Annotated in this window: 17 protein-coding genes; 6 read left to right on the top strand and 11 right to left on the bottom strand. The window is 75.7% G+C overall.

The window, feature by feature from the left end:
- The first annotated feature begins 26 nt into the window (after positions 1-26).
- The 5 genes from ACN268_RS03880 (at position 27) to ACN268_RS03860 (ending at position 5296) form a co-directional block, all read left to right on the top strand.
- The gene (locus tag ACN268_RS03880; protein WP_204924512.1) at positions 27-404 is read left to right on the top strand and encodes a hypothetical protein; all 378 of its coding nucleotides are present in this window, start codon (positions 27-29) and stop codon (positions 402-404) included.
- 212 nt (positions 405-616) lie between these two features.
- Positions 617-877 carry a hypothetical protein gene (locus tag ACN268_RS03875; protein ID WP_088646224.1) on the top strand — a complete coding sequence of 87 codons (261 nt, stop codon included), beginning with the start codon at positions 617-619 and terminating at the stop codon, positions 875-877.
- A 9-nt stretch (positions 878-886) separates the two neighbouring features.
- Positions 887-1963 carry a hypothetical protein gene (locus ACN268_RS03870; RefSeq protein ID WP_421481760.1) on the top strand — a complete coding sequence of 359 codons (1077 nt, stop codon included), beginning with the start codon at positions 887-889 and terminating at the stop codon, positions 1961-1963.
- Positions 1956-4640 (top strand): FtsK/SpoIIIE domain-containing protein, encoded by a 2685-nt coding sequence (locus ACN268_RS03865; protein WP_421481759.1) that lies wholly within the window; start codon positions 1956-1958, stop codon positions 4638-4640. The genes ACN268_RS03870 and ACN268_RS03865 overlap by 8 nt, the downstream gene beginning before the upstream one ends.
- The gene (locus tag ACN268_RS03860; protein ID WP_421481758.1) at positions 4637-5296 is read left to right on the top strand and encodes a hypothetical protein; all 660 of its coding nucleotides are present in this window, start codon (positions 4637-4639) and stop codon (positions 5294-5296) included. Before ACN268_RS03865 ends, ACN268_RS03860 begins: the two co-directional genes overlap by 4 nt.
- Before the next feature lie 178 nt (positions 5297-5474).
- On the opposite strand, the gene ACN268_RS03855 is transcribed toward ACN268_RS03860, so the two are convergent.
- The 9 genes from ACN268_RS03855 to ACN268_RS03815 all read right to left on the bottom strand — a co-directional run bounded on the left by ACN268_RS03855 (position 5475) and on the right by ACN268_RS03815 (position 12386).
- Positions 5475-6746, bottom strand: coding sequence for a cupin domain-containing protein (locus ACN268_RS03855; protein WP_421481757.1), 1272 nt, complete (start codon positions 6744-6746; stop codon positions 5475-5477).
- Positions 6747-6755: 9 nt separating this feature from the next.
- Positions 6756-7061, bottom strand: coding sequence for a hypothetical protein (locus tag ACN268_RS03850; protein ID WP_145920322.1), 306 nt, complete (start codon positions 7059-7061; stop codon positions 6756-6758).
- A gap of 166 nt (positions 7062-7227) precedes the next feature.
- Positions 7228-7656: a DUF2267 domain-containing protein gene (locus ACN268_RS03845; RefSeq protein ID WP_421481756.1), complete on the bottom strand. Its 429-nt coding sequence runs from the start codon at positions 7654-7656 to the stop codon at positions 7228-7230.
- A gap of 567 nt (positions 7657-8223) precedes the next feature.
- Positions 8224-8622, bottom strand: a complete 399-nt coding sequence (locus tag ACN268_RS03840) for a TraR/DksA family transcriptional regulator (RefSeq protein WP_421481755.1) — start codon at positions 8620-8622, stop codon at positions 8224-8226.
- Positions 8623-8816: 194 nt separating this feature from the next.
- On the bottom strand, positions 8817-9485 hold the full coding sequence (locus ACN268_RS03835; protein WP_421481754.1) for a uridine kinase: 669 nt from the start codon (positions 9483-9485) through the stop codon (positions 8817-8819).
- 374 nt (positions 9486-9859) lie between these two features.
- Positions 9860-10468 carry a winged helix-turn-helix domain-containing protein gene (locus ACN268_RS03830; protein WP_421481753.1) on the bottom strand — a complete coding sequence of 203 codons (609 nt, stop codon included), beginning with the start codon at positions 10466-10468 and terminating at the stop codon, positions 9860-9862.
- 284 nt (positions 10469-10752) lie between these two features.
- On the bottom strand, positions 10753-11343 hold the full coding sequence (locus ACN268_RS03825; protein ID WP_421481752.1) for a winged helix-turn-helix domain-containing protein: 591 nt from the start codon (positions 11341-11343) through the stop codon (positions 10753-10755).
- Between the two features lie 51 nt (positions 11344-11394).
- Positions 11395-11880 carry a rhodanese-like domain-containing protein gene (locus ACN268_RS03820; RefSeq protein WP_421481751.1) on the bottom strand — a complete coding sequence of 162 codons (486 nt, stop codon included), beginning with the start codon at positions 11878-11880 and terminating at the stop codon, positions 11395-11397.
- Positions 11881-11933: 53 nt separating this feature from the next.
- Positions 11934-12386, bottom strand: a complete 453-nt coding sequence (locus ACN268_RS03815) for a cysteine dioxygenase (protein WP_421481750.1) — start codon at positions 12384-12386, stop codon at positions 11934-11936.
- 143 nt (positions 12387-12529) lie between these two features.
- Between ACN268_RS03815 and ACN268_RS03810 the strand changes: the two genes are divergently transcribed.
- Positions 12530-12928, top strand: a complete 399-nt coding sequence (locus ACN268_RS03810; RefSeq protein ID WP_421481749.1) for an ankyrin repeat domain-containing protein — start codon at positions 12530-12532, stop codon at positions 12926-12928.
- A gap of 73 nt (positions 12929-13001) precedes the next feature.
- On the opposite strand, the gene ACN268_RS03805 is transcribed toward ACN268_RS03810, so the two are convergent.
- Both ACN268_RS03805 and ACN268_RS03800 read right to left on the bottom strand, forming a co-directional pair.
- Positions 13002-13772 carry a class I SAM-dependent methyltransferase gene (locus ACN268_RS03805; RefSeq protein ID WP_421481748.1) on the bottom strand — a complete coding sequence of 257 codons (771 nt, stop codon included), beginning with the start codon at positions 13770-13772 and terminating at the stop codon, positions 13002-13004.
- A 112-nt stretch (positions 13773-13884) separates the two neighbouring features.
- Positions 13885-14388, bottom strand: coding sequence for a DUF2231 domain-containing protein (locus ACN268_RS03800; protein ID WP_421481746.1), 504 nt, complete (start codon positions 14386-14388; stop codon positions 13885-13887).
- Positions 14389-14578 lie beyond the last annotated feature (190 nt).

Here is a 14578-nt window from a genome sequence, read left to right as displayed (position 1 = left end):
ACGCCGGCAGGTGGCAGGGTGGGGGCATGGACACCCATCCGCTGCTGATCGTCGACGGTGCGAACGTGGTCGGCTCCCGGCCGGACGGCTGGTGGCACGACCGGGCCGGTGCGGCGGCCCGGCTGCGCGACCGGCTGGTCCCGGTGGCCGACACGGGCGTGCCCCCGGAGCTGCCGGCGCCCGTCGAGGTGGTGCTGGTGGTGGAGGGCGCGGCCCGCGACGTGCCGGGCGTGGCCGGGGTACGCACCGTCGCGGCCCCCGGTTCGGGCGACGACACCATCGTCGACCTGGTCCGCGAGTCGGCGGACCGGCGGCGGCTGGTGGTCACCGCCGACCGGGAGCTGCGCGGCCGGGTGGGCGAGCTGGGTGCCGAGGTGTACGGTCCGCGCTGGTTGCCCTCCTGACCTCCGTCCGCCGCGCAGACGGGTGGCGCGGCACCCCGCCGGGGCGGTCCCGTCGACAGGATTCGGTGTCCCGCTGTCGGGACCGGGTCGGCGGCTTCCCGCACGTCAGGGCGGTAACCGGACGACGGGGCGGCAACACCGCCAGGGCGGATGTTCTCTCCCCGTCGGGTATACGTTGTAATGGAGATCTCCCCGCCCCCAGGAGGTCACCCGTGGCGAGCGTCGCCGAGCTGAAGGCCGCGATCGACATCGCCCTCCAACAGATCGGTGACGGGCAGAGCGCCGTCCAGGCCGCCGGGGAGAAACTCGCCGAGGCGCAGCAGACCCTCGCCGGGGCGCTGGAGGGCAGCGGGCACGAGACCGTCGAGGCCGCCCAGGCCTCCCTCACCCAGGCCGGCCAGGAGCTGGAGGAATGTCTCGCCGCGACGCTCGTCGCGGTGGAACAGGCGCAGCTCTACGTGTCGTCGCTGTAGCGGAGCGCCGTGTCGATCGTCGAGGACGTCGGAGCCCAGGTACGGGCCGCCGCCGAGGAGTTCCCCCTGGCCCAGCTCGCCCTGGCCCTGGAGAAGTTCGGCCAGGCCACCGAGCGGTTGCGCTGGGTACGCCAGGAGTCGGCCAACCCGATGGGGGTGCCGGAACTCGCCGCCGCCACCGAGCACGCCGAGTCGGCCGGGCACGCCCTGCGGGTCGCCCAGGAGCAGCTCTCCGGCTACCTCGCCGCGATCGGGCTGGCCCCCGACGGCCCGCCCCCGGCCCGCGCCGACGGTCCCGCGCCACGCCACGACGGGCCCCGGGGCGACACCACCGCGCCGCCGGCCGCCCCGGCACCGGCCGCCGACGAGGACCCCACCGTCAAGCGGTGGTGGGCGGTCCGGGTCGCCGAGCTGACCGGCGGCCGGGAGGGCCCGCCCGAGCAGCAGCCGGACGAGCGGGTCACCGACTCCCGGGAACTGCTGCACCGGGTCGTCGCCGGCATCCGCTCCGGCGACCGGGACCGGCTGCACCGGGAGCTGCGTGCCGCGCACGCCGACGTCGGCCTCGGGCTGGCCGCGATCGCCCCGCCGCTGCTGCGCGACCTCGCCGGGGAACTGCTCGGGCATCCGCCCCGCGCCGACGACCTGCCCCGGCTGCGCCGGGAACTGGACGGCCGGGTCCGCGACCTGCTGCCCGGTCTGCCACCACCGGTGCTGCACACCCTGCTCACCCGGGTCTGCCGGATGCCCCCGCCGCGCCGGGGCGAGGACGGGCAGGAGCAGCCGCACGCCGCCGACCCGGCCGTCACCGCCGGGGTGCTGACCGGCGTGCTGCTGGCCCGGCTCGGCCGCGACCTGCCCCGCGAGGACCGCGACCCGCAGCGGGAGCAGGTGCCGCAGCGGGCACCGGAACCCGACCGGTCGTCGCCCCGACCGCCTGCCGACCGGCACGCCGAGCCCCGTCCGCCGCGCCGGCCCGAGCCGACCCCGCACCGCCGGCCCGAGCCGACGCCCCCGCCGCCGCCCGCCGGGTCGGCCCCGCCCCGCCCGAGGAGCCCGTGGGCGGACGGTGGGCCCCGTGGCTGATCTGCGGGCCCAACTGGCGACGCGGGTACGCGGAATGCTCTCCGAGGCGCTCGGCGTCACCCGGACCCGGGTCGCCACGGCCGAGTCGGAGCTGGCCGCCGCCCGGGACCGGCTCGCCCGGGTCCGGCGGGCCGCCGCCGAGGTGCCGGAGCGGGTGGGCGTCGAACGCGACAGGCGGCTGGCCGAGATCGACAGGCGGCACGCCGCGCGGCTCGCCGAACTCGCCCGCCGGGCCGCCGACGCGGCCCGCCGGGAGGCCCCCGGCGCGGCCAGCGCCCCCTGGTCCCACTGGCAGGTCACCCCGGCCGGACGCGGCGAGAGTCCCGGCCCGCTGCGGGTCGGCACCCTGCGGGTCGCCGACGCCGAACCGGTCCCGGCGCTGGTGCCGCTGCTCGACGCCGGTCACGTGCAGCTGCACGGCGACGACCGGGAGGGTGCCGAGGCGGTGGTCTCGGCGCTGCTGCTGCGCGGCGTCGGCCGGACCGACCCGGGCACGGTCCGGCTCTACGGGTACGACCCCGAACACCTCGGCGGCGGGCTCGCCGGCTTCGCCCCGCTGGGCACCGCCGGGCTGCTGACCTTCGTCGGGCCGGGCGGGTTGGCCCGACTCCTCGACGACCTGGTCGAACAGATCCGCCGGATCAACGAGACGGTGCTGGCCGGCGAGTACGGCTCGCTGCGGGCCCTGGCCGCGGCCACCGGACGGCGGCCCGAGCCGTGGCGGGTCGCGGTGCTGCTGGGCGGCGACGAGCTGTCCCGGCACGAGCGCGGCCAGCTCGACCGGGTGGTCCGCACCGGCGCGGCCTGCGGGGTGCACCTGGTGGTACGCGGCATCGAGCTGCCCGACGACCCCGGCCTGACCCGGGTCCGCACCGGCGCGGACGGGACCCGGATCGGCACCCCGCCCGGTCCCCCGGTACGCCTCGACCCGCCCCCGCCGGCCACCCTGGTCACCGAGACCTGCCGCGAGATCGCCGCCCGGGTCAACGCCGGCCCGCCGCCGACCCCCTTCACCGACCTGCTGCCGCCGCCGGAGCAGATGTGGAAGGAGGACTCGGCGCACGGGCTGACCGCCCCGATCGGGGAGGGACCACACGGCCGGCCGGTGCTGCTGACCCTCGGCGACTATCCCCCGCACGCGCTGATCGGCGGGCCCTCGGGCACCGGCAAGACCAACCTCATCTTCGCCTGGATCGGCGCGTTGGCCGCCCGCTACTCCCCCGCCGAGCTGGAGTTCTATCTGCTCGACTTCAAGGAGGGGGTGTCCTTCGCCCGGTTCGCCCAGGGCCGGCGCGACCCGAGCTGGTTGCCGCACATGCGGCTGGTCGGCATCAACGTCAACACCGACCGGGAGTTCGGCCTGGCGCTGCTGCGGTTCCTCGCCGAGGAGCTGCGCCGCCGGGCCGACGCGGCCAAGAAACACGAGGTCACCAAGCTGTCCGAGCTGCGGGCGGTGGACCCGGCCGGGCACTGGCCCCGGATCGTCGCGGTGGTCGACGAGTTCCAGGCGCTGCTCGCCGGCCGGGACGTGGTGGCCCGGGAGGCCGCCGACCTGCTGGAGGACCTCGCCCGGCGGGGCCGCTCGCAGGGCATCCACCTGGTGCTCGCCTCGCAGGACGTGCGGGGCATCGAGGCGCTGTGGGGCCGGCCCGCGCTGGTCGCCCAGTTCACCCTGCGGATCGCGCTGCCCAAGGCGCTGCGCATCCTGGCCGAACGCAACGACGCCGCGCAGGCGCTGCCCCGCTACCACGCGGTGGTCAACGCCGAGTCGGGCCTGACCGAGGGCAACGAGGTGGCCCGCATCCCGTCGGCCAGCGACTGGGAGACGTGGAGCGAGTTGCAGCACCGGCTGTGGCGGATGCGGCCGGCCGACGCCGCCCCGGCGCGGCTCTTCGACGGTGACGCCATCCCCCGCCTCACCGAGGCCCCCGACTTCCGGGCCCTCACCCCGCCGCCGGGCGACGCCGCACCGCGCGGCCCGGTCGCGGTGCTCGGGGAGATCATCGACGTGCAGGCCCGGTCGGCGGTGCTGCGGCTGCCCCGGGCGCCGGGCCGTAACCTCGCGGTCCTCGGCACCCGGGTCGACGAGGCGTGCGCGGTGCTCGACGCCGCCGCCCGCTCGCTGGCCCGCCAGCACCGCCCCGGCACCGCCCGGTTCTCCATCGCCTGCCTCGACCCGGACGCCGACCCGGCGGCCCGCGCCCTCTACGAGGACCTCGCCGACGACGCCGCCTGGTACGACGAGGAGACCGTCGCCGAGCTGATGGCCGAGACGGCCACCGCGCTGACCCGCCCCGGCACCCCGGGCACCCCGCACTACCTGCTGTTGTTCGCCGTCGACGCGGCGGCCGGGGCGTTGGCGACCGGCTCGCCGGGGTCGACCGGCCTGGACCGGCTGCGCCGCATCCTGCACGACGGGCCGGAACGGCGTACCCACGTGTTGGCCTGGTGGCGCGGGGTGGCCCGGATGCGGGCGGACCTGGGGGGGCCGGCCGCCCGCACCGACCAGATCGGCGCCTGGGTGGCCCTGGACGTGCAGGGTGGCGAGCTGGGCTCGGCGCTCTACCCGGGTTCCGGCGGGCCGGACTGGTACCCGCGTCCGTGGCGGGGGCTCTTCTTCGACCGGGCGGTGCACCGCACCGGACAGGTGATCATCCCTTATGGTCCGTCCCGATGAACGAACCGGTCCCCAGTGACACCTACGCAGCCCACGTGCGCCGGCTCGCCGAGCTGACCGGCCGGGTGGCCGCCCAGCGGGCCGAGGCGCAGGCCTGGCACGACCAGCAGTGCGCCGCCGCCGAGCGGGCCGTCACGCAGGCCACCACCCAGCTCCGCGACGCCGAACAGGAGGTCGTCGACGCCCGGTCGATGCTGGAGCGGGTCGACGCCGAGGTGGGGCACCTCTGGGCCGAGCTACGGTCCCGGCTGGGCACCCGGCGGCCCGGTGACCCGCCGGGGCCGGCCAGGGACGTCGCCGGCGACCCGGTGCCGCTGCTGCGCGGGGTCCGCGAGCTGCTGGACCGGGCCGGCCAGCGCGGTGAGCTGCCGGGGTCGGTGAACCCGCTGCTCGCCCTCTGCGGGGTGGCCGGCGCGGTCGTCGCGTACGCCCTGGGGGCCGCCGCCCGCGCGGTGGGCGAGCGTTACGGCGGCGACCTGGCGGTGGGCATGCCGGTGCTGGCGCTGGTGGTGACGTTGCTCGGCCCGGTGGCCGGGCTGGCTCCGGCGAAACGGTTGGCGGACCGCCGGCACGCCCTGCTCGGCCCCCGACCGCTGGCGATCGTGCTGGCCGCCGGGGTGCTGACCACGGTGTTGCTGCTGGTGTCGGCCCGCTGACCGCCCCGGGCGTGGCCCGGGGCGGTCCGGGTGGCACCCGCCACGGCGACCGGTGACCTCACGTTGGGACGGCGACAGCGGCTCACGCCGGGACGGCGACAGCGGCTCACGCCGGGACGGCAACAGCGGCTCACGCCGGGACGGCAACTGCGACTCACGCCGGGACGGCAACTGCGGCTCACGCCGGGACGGCGACAGCCTCCCGCAGCAGCCGGCGGGCCAGCACCAGCCGGTCGGCGTCGTCGTCCAGGCCGGGCAGGTCGCCCACCCGCAGCCCGGTGGAGCCGAGCAGGGCGTGCAGGGCCGGTGCGCACTGCTCGGGCAGGGTGACGGTGCGGTCGACCAGCCGCAGTGACACCCGGCCGTCGGCGGCCGGGCTGAGCTGCCAGCGCACCCCCGGGCGGGGGGCGATCCGGCTGTCGGCGGTGAGCGCGGTGAGCGCGGCGGCCTGCGCCAGCGGCCGGATCGGGGCCGGCCGGGCGGCCGGCCAGGCCCGGCTGCGCAGCCGGGCGGCCACGGCGGCCGGGTCGGCCCGCAGCAGCCAGTCGCGCAGCGCCTCCACCGTCTCGGTCAGCTCGGGCTCGATGGCGTCCGGGTCGGCCACGTCGGTACCGAACGGCAGCCCGGCGCGCAGCCGGGGATCCTCGGCGGCCAGCGCCAGCAACTCCTCGACCAGGGCGTACCGGGTCAACGCGCGGATGCCGACGGTCAGGTGCAGCGAGCTGGTCTCCTGCGCCTGGGCGCTGTGCAGCCAGCCGCGCGGCAGGTAGAGCGCGTCACCCGGTTCGAGGACCACGTCCAACGCCGCGGGCCCGTCGGCGGTGGCGGACACCTCGTCGGCCCGGCCGCCCCAGGGCTGCTTCTCCAGCGGGTCGATCAGCACCGGCGGGTGGATCCGCCAGTGCTTGCGGCCGTCGACCTGCAGCACGAAGACGTCGTGGGTGTCGTAGTGGGTGGCGAAACCCTGGTTGCCCGGTGGGGTGAGGTAGGCGTTGACCTGCAACGGCTGGGTCAGCGCGGTGCCCAGGTCACGGGCGAAGTCGATCAGGGCGGGCCAGAGCCGGTGCAGCCCCTGCAGCACCAGGGTCGCGCCCCCGGCGTACAGCTCCAGGATCCGTTCGTCGAGGACCTGGTCGCCGATCTCGGCGCCCGCGCCGCCGCCGCCGGTGAACCGGGCCGCCGGCACCAACTGGCCGTCGCGGGCCACCCGCAGGAACGGGGTACGCAGCCCGCGCCGGCTGAGCAGCTCGTCGGCGTCGTCCGGGCTGAGCAGGTCGGTGAAACCGTCGGGGTTGGGCAGCTCGGCGGCCCGCGACAGCAGTGGCGCGCGGCCCCAGTGGGCGGCGGCGAACTTGGCCGGTTCGACGCTGACGCAGCGCTCCAGCGCCCGCGTCGCGGCCGACGGGACCGCCGGGCGGCGGTGGCCGCCCGGCGGGTCGATGGTCGTCATGGGTGTGGGTCAGCGGGCGCTGCCGTCGGCGCCACCGTCGTGCTGACCGGGCGTCGCGCCACCGTCGGCCGGGCCTTCCGCGCTGCCGTCCGCACCACCGTCGTGCTGACCCGGGGTCGCCCCGCCGTCGGCCGGACCCTCCGCGCTGCCGTCCGCACCACCGTCGTGCTGACCCGGGGTCGCCCCGCCGTCGGCCGGACCCTCCGCGCTGCCGTCCGCACCACCGTCGTGCTGACCCGGGGTCGCGCCACCGTCGGCCGGACCCTCCAGGCCGCCGCCGCTGGTGGTCTGCATGTCGTCGTCGTTCAGTGCCATGGGTGCTCCCTCGGGTGTGCCGCCCCGCCGCAGGGCGGGGTCTGTCGTACGCGGGTGGTACCCCCCACACGATCTTCTCTAACCACACCGTAGACGGCCCGTCCGACGCGCGGGACCGATCGCCGGCCCTGGGCCGCACGGGCTCGCCCGTCCAGGGCCGGTCGGTTCAGGGAATCAACCGTTGCAGGTCACGGGGCATGCCGGCCTTCACGTCCTGCCACTCGCCCTGGGTGACGTGCCGGCGCAGGGCGTCCAGCACCACCCGGGTCACCCGCTCGGGGCCGCCCTCGACGTCGTAGGGGAAGCCCTGCCGGACCTCGTAGAGGAAGTCGTCCCGGTTGAGTTTGACCGGCACGTCCTCGGGCCGCCACCCGTCGAAGTAGATGCCCCGGACGAGCACCGGGAGCTGGGCGGAGAACTCCGCGCACTCCTGCACGGTCATCCGGTCGCGCAGCAGATGCAGCACCGTGCGCAGTGCCGCGTACGACTGGTTGCGTCGTGTCCGGGGCCACCCGTACGCGTCCTCGATGTCCTTGAGGATCAGGTTGGTCTTGTCCACCGAGGACTCGAACGCCGACATCAGCTGCTCGGCCATCGGGTCACCCCCCGTCCTTCGGTTCGCCGCCCCAACGCCGGTCGTCGGCGCGTCGGGGTGGCCCCGACGGGCCCCTACCCTGCCGGGCCGGGCTGCCGAACCGTCCGGGCCGCTCCGGTCGACGGGTGTCGCCACCCGTGCCGACGACGTGCAGCACCGCACCACGTCGGGGATCCGCCACCACCCGTGCCGTCATCTCGGTCACCTCCGTACCCGTGCCCGGTCGTCCCGACCGCTGCCCGCCGGACCGTCGGCCCGACCGGGTCTGCTCCGACCGCGGGTGCGGCCGGCACCGTCGAGGCTGCCCGCCGGTGGGGTGAGTCGTCCTCACCCGACCGGGGTGAAGCGCGGGCCGGGTGATCGGGCGTCGTGCCGGTGCGGCATCGTCCTGCCCCGTCCCGCTGACCGGCTCCAAGGAGCCGGTCAGCGGGACGGGGCAGGGGGAACCGCCACGTTCTCGGCTCCCTGGCGGCCGATCAGCGGGGGGTGGGGCAGGTCACGTCGACCGGTCGACGCCCGGTGGGCGGCGTGGGCCGGTGTCCGGGTGGTGGTGGCGGTGCCGCAGGCTCAGGCGGCCCGCCGCTCCCGGGTCTGCTTGCAGCCGACGCAGGAGGTGGCGGACGGGAAGATCTCCAGCCGCTCCACCGGGATGGGCGCGGTGCAGCCCTCGCAGAAGCCGTAGGTGCCCTCGTCCAGCCGGGACAGGGCGTGTTCGAACTGGGCCCGCCGGTCGAGGATGGTGCGCAGCAGGGACTGGGCGGTGTCCCGCTCGGCGGTCTTGGTGCCGCTGTCGGCCTGGTCGTCGCCGGCGGTGTCACCGACCTCCACCAGCCGCAGCACCTGGCTCTGCGCGACCGCCTGCTCGTACTCCGCGGACAGCTCGTCGTAGCGGGCCCGCAGGGAGGCCCGGATCTGGTCGGCCTCCGCCGTGGTGCGGGCGGTACCGACGGTGTCGTGGACGAGCATCGCTGCCTGCCTTTCCTGGGACCGGTGCGGCCTGAGGGCACACTCCGGGCTCGGTGGGCACGGTGAGATCATCCGTACCGTGTGAGTGCGGCGATTACCCACCGCGCCGTCCCGCCAAACCACCGGTTTCCGCCGTCGTCACGACGGATCGGGCTGTCGCGCCGCCCGGTGCGACCCGCCGGGACGGCAGGGCCTCAGCCGGCCCCGTCGGCCCGCTGCACCCAGGCCGGGTGCCGGGGGTCGTCGACGCGCAGGACCACGTCGGCGAAGGACTGCGGGGCGACCTCGTCGGCGTACCGGGCGAGGGCGGGCAGGGTCCACCGCTGCGCCGGGTCGGTACGCCGGGCCAACGCGGCCGGCGAGAGCACCAGGTGCACGGCGACGTCGAACGGCAGTCCCCCGCCGAGCAGCAGCGCCCCGCTGACCAGCAGCACCGTGCCGGGCGACAGCTCCTGGTAGGCCGCCCGGCTGGCCCGGTCGGTCCGGGCGTCCCAGAGAGAGGGCAGCACCCGCCCGGTGCCGCCGGGGCCGGCCGGGTCGAGCACCTCCCGGCGCAGGCCGGCCTCGTCGATCCAGCCCTCGTAGTAGGCGTCCGGGTTGGTCCGGCCGAACTCGAAGCGGACGGAGGCGGGCCGCAGGAAGTCCCCGGCGTGCAGGTGCAGCGCCGGGCGTCCCCCGGCACGCAGCGGGTCGATCAGCGCGTCGGCGAGCCGGTCCGGGGCGGCGGCGGGGGGACCGTCCACCGCGACCCGGAGGTGGGCCGGCGGTGCGGACCCGTCGGCGGTCGGCCCGGACGCGACCGTGAGGAGCCGTTCGGTCAGCTCGGTGACGAGCCGTTCGGGTGAGATCGGACGGACACGCATCCGACCATCGTGCCCGGTGGGCCGGCGACCGATCCGACGGCCCGCGCACCGGGCGGTGGTGGCGTCCGTCCCCGCCCCCGGACACGCCGGTCGGGTCACCACGGCGGGTCCGGCGTCGACCCGGCAGCGGGACCCGGCGGCACCTGACCGCGGGTCCGGTAGACGGGACTCGGAGCGACGAAATTTTTGCCGACGGCAACCTCGGGGATCGGGTGGTTCAGGCCGTTCGCCGGATTCGGTCGGCGGCGCGACACCATGGAGGCGGCCCGGTGGGCCGCACGCGACGGTGGCCGCCGGGCGGTGGGGCCGCCGGGCGGTGGGGCCGCCACGCGACGGTGGCCGCCGGGCGGTGGCAGCGGTCCGGCCGGGACCGTTCAGCCGGTGCGGTCGACGGTGACCCGGGCGTCGTCGGCGAGCCGGTAGCCCACCCCGTAGACGGTGGTGACCAGCGGGACGTCGACGCCGACCTTGCCGCGCAGCCGACGCACGTGCACGTCCACCGTGCGCACCCCGGCGTGCTCGTAGCCCCAGACGGCGTTGAGAAGTTGCAGCCGGGTGAACACCCGGCGGGGGTGGGCCACCAGGTGCAGCAGCAGGTCGAACTCCAGCCGGGTCAGCGGCAGCGGCTCGCCGTCGCGCAGCACCGAGCGGGAGGAGGCCAGGATGTGCAGCATCGGGATGGTGGCGGCGAGGGAACGCCCCGCCGAGCGGCCGGCCGGGACCTGCTCGGGTCGCCGTTCGGCGGGAACGCCGGTGGTGGCGATGGTGCACTCGCCGCGTTCCAGCATCTCCCGGGCCGCCTCCAGCAACCGGCGGGCCGGCGGGGTGAGCGACTCCTCGTTGGCCAACGGAATGGAGAGGGTCACGGTGAGCACCGGGGTGGCGGCGTTGGCGGGGCGACGCTGACCACCCGGAGGCCGACCCGGAACCGAGGGCTGGGACGTATGCCATCCGGCGCGCGACGATGCGGGGCTGACCGACATGGTCCTCCTTGGGCTGGTCCGGGTATCTCCCCACGGCCCGGGACGCCGCTGCATCGATGCTTCCCGGCCCCTGGACGAGGGTCAAGGGGCGACCGCGTTGCATGAATGTGACAATTGACGAACACTTCGCAGCCGATCCCTCGCTCTGCGTACGAGCCAGATGATTACAGCAGAAGCGTCGACGCGCCCGGGTACGGGGGTGCCCGCCGGTCGGATCACGGTCGGCACGCGGCGACGCACCCGGCTCGGGGGGAGCCGGGTGCGTCGGGGAATGGTCGACGGGGTCAGCGGAACCGGTCGACCCGCACCCTCGCCTCGTCGGCGAGCCGGTAGCCCACCCCGTACACGGTGGTCACCAGGGGGGTGTCCGCGCCGAGCTTGGCGCGCAGCCGCCTGATGTGCACGTCCACGGTACGGGCGACGGCGTGTTCGTACCCCCAGACGTTGGCGAGCAGTTGCAGCCGGGTGAAGACCTGGTGCGGGTGTTCGGCCAGGAACAGCAGCAGGTCGAACTCGATGCGGGTGAGCGGGATCTCCCGGTCGCCCTGACGCACCACCCGGGTGCCGGCGAAGATCCGTAGGGTCTCCGGGTGGTCGTCGGTCGGCGCGGGCTCCCCGACCACCGACCTCGGACGCGGGGCCGGCAGCGACGACAGCAGGCGCGGCGCGGACGACTCGCTCAGCCGGACCACCCCCTCCCCCGCCTCGGCCAGTTCGCCGAGCAGGTCGACCAGGCGGGCCAGCCGGGGCGTCAGCGGCCCGGCGGTCAGGTCGAGGGTGATGGTCAGCGAGGGCGTGGAGCGGGGCCGACCCGGAATCACCCGGTCGGGACGGCCCGGCGGGTGCGGACGCGCGGTGAGGGCGACGAGGGACATCAGAGCCTCCTGTGTGGCGGTGCGTCCGCCACGCCCGGTGGGGCGCGACGGTCAGTGCGGCGTCCGGCCGGCGGTCACCGGCGGCGCGAAGGACGGGGTACGGTGCGTCGGGCCCAGGGCCGGCAACCCGGCGATCCGCCAGGCGACGAAGCCGCCCACCACGTCGGTCGCCCGGTGCAGGCCGATGTCCTGCAACGCGGCGGCGGCCAGCGACGAGGTGTAGCCCTCCTGGCAGATCACCAGCACCTGCAGGTCGTAGTCGACCGCCTCGGGCAGCCGGGCCGGGCAGCGCGGATCGAGCCGCCATTCCAGGACGTTGCGCTCGATCACCAGTGCGCCCGGCACGGTGCCGTGGGCGGCCCGCTGGGCGGCCGGCCGGATGTCGACCATGATCGCCCCGCCCCGGCAGGCCAGGTGCGCCTGTTCGGGGTCGAGCCGACGCAGTCGGGTGCGGGCTTCGGCGAGGATCTCGTCGATGCCGCGCGAACCCGGTGGTGGGGCCGGACAGCTCTTGGTGAGGGTGGCGTGTTGCGGCATCGTCGCGGTCCTTCCAGGGGCGAGCCGACAGGTGGGGGAAACGGCGGGCGGCGTCACCAGGAGACGCCGGCGTGGGCGATCTCGGCGACCCGGAGCCGCCCGTCGACGAGGTGGTAGCGGGTCATGTGACGCAGCGCGGGGAGGTAGACGTGCACGCTGACCGCCGGTTGGTCGCCACGGTTGGTCACCACGTGCACGTGCCGGGGGCCGAACCGGCGACCGGAGCCGGCGGTGAGGCGGTGCGGGCGCAACCGCCCACCGGAGACCGTCTGCTCGGTCAGCTCGCCGGCGACGACCAGGAAGGCTCCCGAGGAACCGCCGTGGTCGTGCAGGTCGGTGCCCTGCCCGGGCAGCCAGCTCAACGCCCAGACCTCGTGGTCGTCGGCCGAGGCGAGCCGGGCGTACCACCGCTCGGCGCGGTCGAACCGCAGCGGCACCGCCCAGGTGGTCGGGTCGGCGTACCGGGCGGCGACGGTGAGCAGGTCGGTGGCGTGGATGCTGGTCATGGCTTCTCCCGTGTGATGCGTCCCCCGACACTCTAGACTGTAAAGCCTATAGGTTTAGTAGGTAATACCGAATGTTGGGACGCGCCGGGCGGGCCGGCTCCCGTCACCGGCGGTCACCGGGCCCGGGCCTCTAGGCTGAACCGATGACCGAGGAGTTCGACGCCGAGACGCTGGCCTTCGCCCACCGCATGTTCGACCTGGCCCGCGCGGGCGAGGCCACGGAACTCGGTGGCCACGTCGACGCCGGGCTGCCGGTCAACCTGACCAACGACAAGGGCGACACGCTGCTCATCCTGGCCGCCTACCACGCCCGTCCGGAGACCGTCACGGCCCTGCTGACCCGGGGTGCCGACCACACCCGGGTCAACGACCGGGGGCAGACCGCACTCGCCGCGGCGGTGTTCCGGCGCAACGCCGAGACGGTACGCGCCCTGCTCGACGCCGGAGCCGACCCCGACCACGGGACCCCCTCGGCGGTCGAGACGGCCCGCTTCTTCGACCTGCCGGAGATGCTGACGATGCTCACCACCCGGCGGACCTGATCAACCCGTCGGGGCCGACGGTGCGCCGTGCCCGCGCCGGCAGGCCGCACCATCGCACATCATGATCGGACCTTCAGGCGGGCCCGTCGGTCGGCTTGACGGCCTCGATCAGGAAGCGCCGGGAGTGGGCCACGAAGGCGCCCTCGGCGCGGATGGTGGCGTGCAGCCGTTCGAGCTGCGGCCGGTACCGGTCGACGTCGAAGTCCGGCACGGTCCAGACCACCTTGCGCAGGAACCAGACCACCGCGCCGACGTCGTGGAACACCGCCCGCAGGGTGGCCCGTTCCAGCCGTACCACGTGCAGGCCGGCGGCCCGGGCGGCGGCCACCGCCGGGGCGGTGTGCCGGGTGGCCGGCGGCGGCAACGGGCCCAGCACCGCCTCGCTCAGCTCCCGCATGGTGCCGGCGCCGATCTGCTGGGACAGGAAGCACCCGCCGGGGCGCAGCACCCGGGCGACCTCCGCCCATCCGGTGTCCACCGGGTGCCGGCTGGTCACCAGGTCGAAGGCGGCCTCCCGGAACGGCAGCCGGGACCCGGGAGCGAGCTGCACCACCCGGCCGCCGACCCGCCGCAGCGTACGCCGGGCGAGGGCGACGTTGGGCGGCCACGCCTCGGTGGCGACCAGCAGCGGCGGCGGTTGGGGCAGCTCGGCGAGCACCTCTCCCCCGCCGGTGTCGATGTCCAGCGCGGTCGTGACCGTCGCCATCCGCGCGGCCACCTGTCGGGCGTAGCCCCACGGTGGACGCTCCTCGGTGGCCCGTCCGTCCAGCCAGCCGAAGCCCCAGCCGTCGACGGGCGCGGCAGCGGCCTCGGCGATCAACTCCGCACAGCTCGGCTCGACCATGCGCCCACCCTCGGGCAGCTCCGCACGGTCGGCAACCGGATTACCGGGGTCGGCGCGGACCTCCGTGACCCCGGCCAGACGCCGCGACGGCGATCAGGGGGCGGGGACGCGATCAGGGGGCGGGGTGGAGGATCTCCACGGTGGAGCCGGCGGGGACACCGTCGAGGGTGTCGAACCCGGTGGGCTCGCGGCGACCGGACTCGAACTGCCGCATCAGCCGGGTGCCCAACCCGACGCCGACCGCACCGACGAGCAGCGCGACCAGCTCCGTCACCAGCAGCACCCCGCTCGCACCGCGCTGCGGGGCATCCGCCCGGACCAGGCAGGACAGCAGGAAGAGCGCGGCCATGCCGGCGTTGACCATGTTGAAGGTGACCATGGTGCGACGGTGCGGCCCCGGCCGTACGTCCCACAGGTCGATCATGCCGGCGACGGCGGCGAGCCCGGCGGCCACCAGCGCGGCGATCGCCGTCCAGTAGCCGACCTCGCCGAGGAACGCCGGGCCGCCCGCGACGTCGGCGAGATCGAACACGGTGGCACTGACGAAGAGCCCGAACGGGAACGTCACCAGCATCGGTTGGATGGGATGCCCCTGCACCCTCAGGCGGCTCTCCATCGTTTCCTCCCCGGGGTCGGCTCAGCTCACCGGTCCAGGGTGCTACCCGCGGGTCGCTTCGACGAAACGGTCGGGCCGTGATTCGCGGGTCCGGAGAGAAACGACACCGTCGGCCGAGGTCGTACCGGGATCAGGGTCGGCGACGTAGCGGCATCGCCACACGCCGATGCCGGTGCGTGGGTCCCGGTGC

The organism is Micromonospora sp. WMMD735 (assembly GCF_049178995.1).
Taxonomy (GTDB): Bacteria; Actinomycetota; Actinomycetes; order Mycobacteriales; family Micromonosporaceae; genus Micromonospora; species Micromonospora wenchangensis.
Note: the sequence above shows the minus strand (reverse complement) of the source record. Positions and strands in the feature narration are given on the sequence as shown.

Coding starts and splice junctions, on each gene's coding strand:
- ACN268_RS03880 (WP_204924512.1), top strand. CDS start 27: ATGGACACCCATCCGCTGCTGATCGTCGACGGTGCGAACGTGGTCGGC.
- ACN268_RS03860 (WP_421481758.1), top strand. CDS start 4,637: ATGAACGAACCGGTCCCCAGTGACACCTACGCAGCCCACGTGCGCCGG.
- ACN268_RS03855 (WP_421481757.1), bottom strand. CDS start 6,746: ATGACGACCATCGACCCGCCGGGCGGCCACCGCCGCCCGGCGGTCCCG.
- ACN268_RS03850 (WP_145920322.1), bottom strand. CDS start 7,061: ATGGCACTGAACGACGACGACATGCAGACCACCAGCGGCGGCGGCCTG.
- ACN268_RS03845 (WP_421481756.1), bottom strand. CDS start 7,656: ATGGCCGAGCAGCTGATGTCGGCGTTCGAGTCCTCGGTGGACAAGACC.
- ACN268_RS03840 (WP_421481755.1), bottom strand. CDS start 8,622: ATGCTCGTCCACGACACCGTCGGTACCGCCCGCACCACGGCGGAGGCC.
- ACN268_RS03835 (WP_421481754.1), bottom strand. CDS start 9,485: ATGCGTGTCCGTCCGATCTCACCCGAACGGCTCGTCACCGAGCTGACC.
- ACN268_RS03830 (WP_421481753.1), bottom strand. CDS start 10,468: ATGTCGGTCAGCCCCGCATCGTCGCGCGCCGGATGGCATACGTCCCAG.
- ACN268_RS03825 (WP_421481752.1), bottom strand. CDS start 11,343: ATGTCCCTCGTCGCCCTCACCGCGCGTCCGCACCCGCCGGGCCGTCCC.
- ACN268_RS03820 (WP_421481751.1), bottom strand. CDS start 11,880: ATGCCGCAACACGCCACCCTCACCAAGAGCTGTCCGGCCCCACCACCG.
- ACN268_RS03815 (WP_421481750.1), bottom strand. CDS start 12,386: ATGACCAGCATCCACGCCACCGACCTGCTCACCGTCGCCGCCCGGTAC.
- ACN268_RS03810 (WP_421481749.1), top strand. CDS start 12,530: ATGACCGAGGAGTTCGACGCCGAGACGCTGGCCTTCGCCCACCGCATG.
- ACN268_RS03805 (WP_421481748.1), bottom strand. CDS start 13,772: ATGGTCGAGCCGAGCTGTGCGGAGTTGATCGCCGAGGCCGCTGCCGCG.
- ACN268_RS03800 (WP_421481746.1), bottom strand. CDS start 14,388: ATGGAGAGCCGCCTGAGGGTGCAGGGGCATCCCATCCAACCGATGCTG.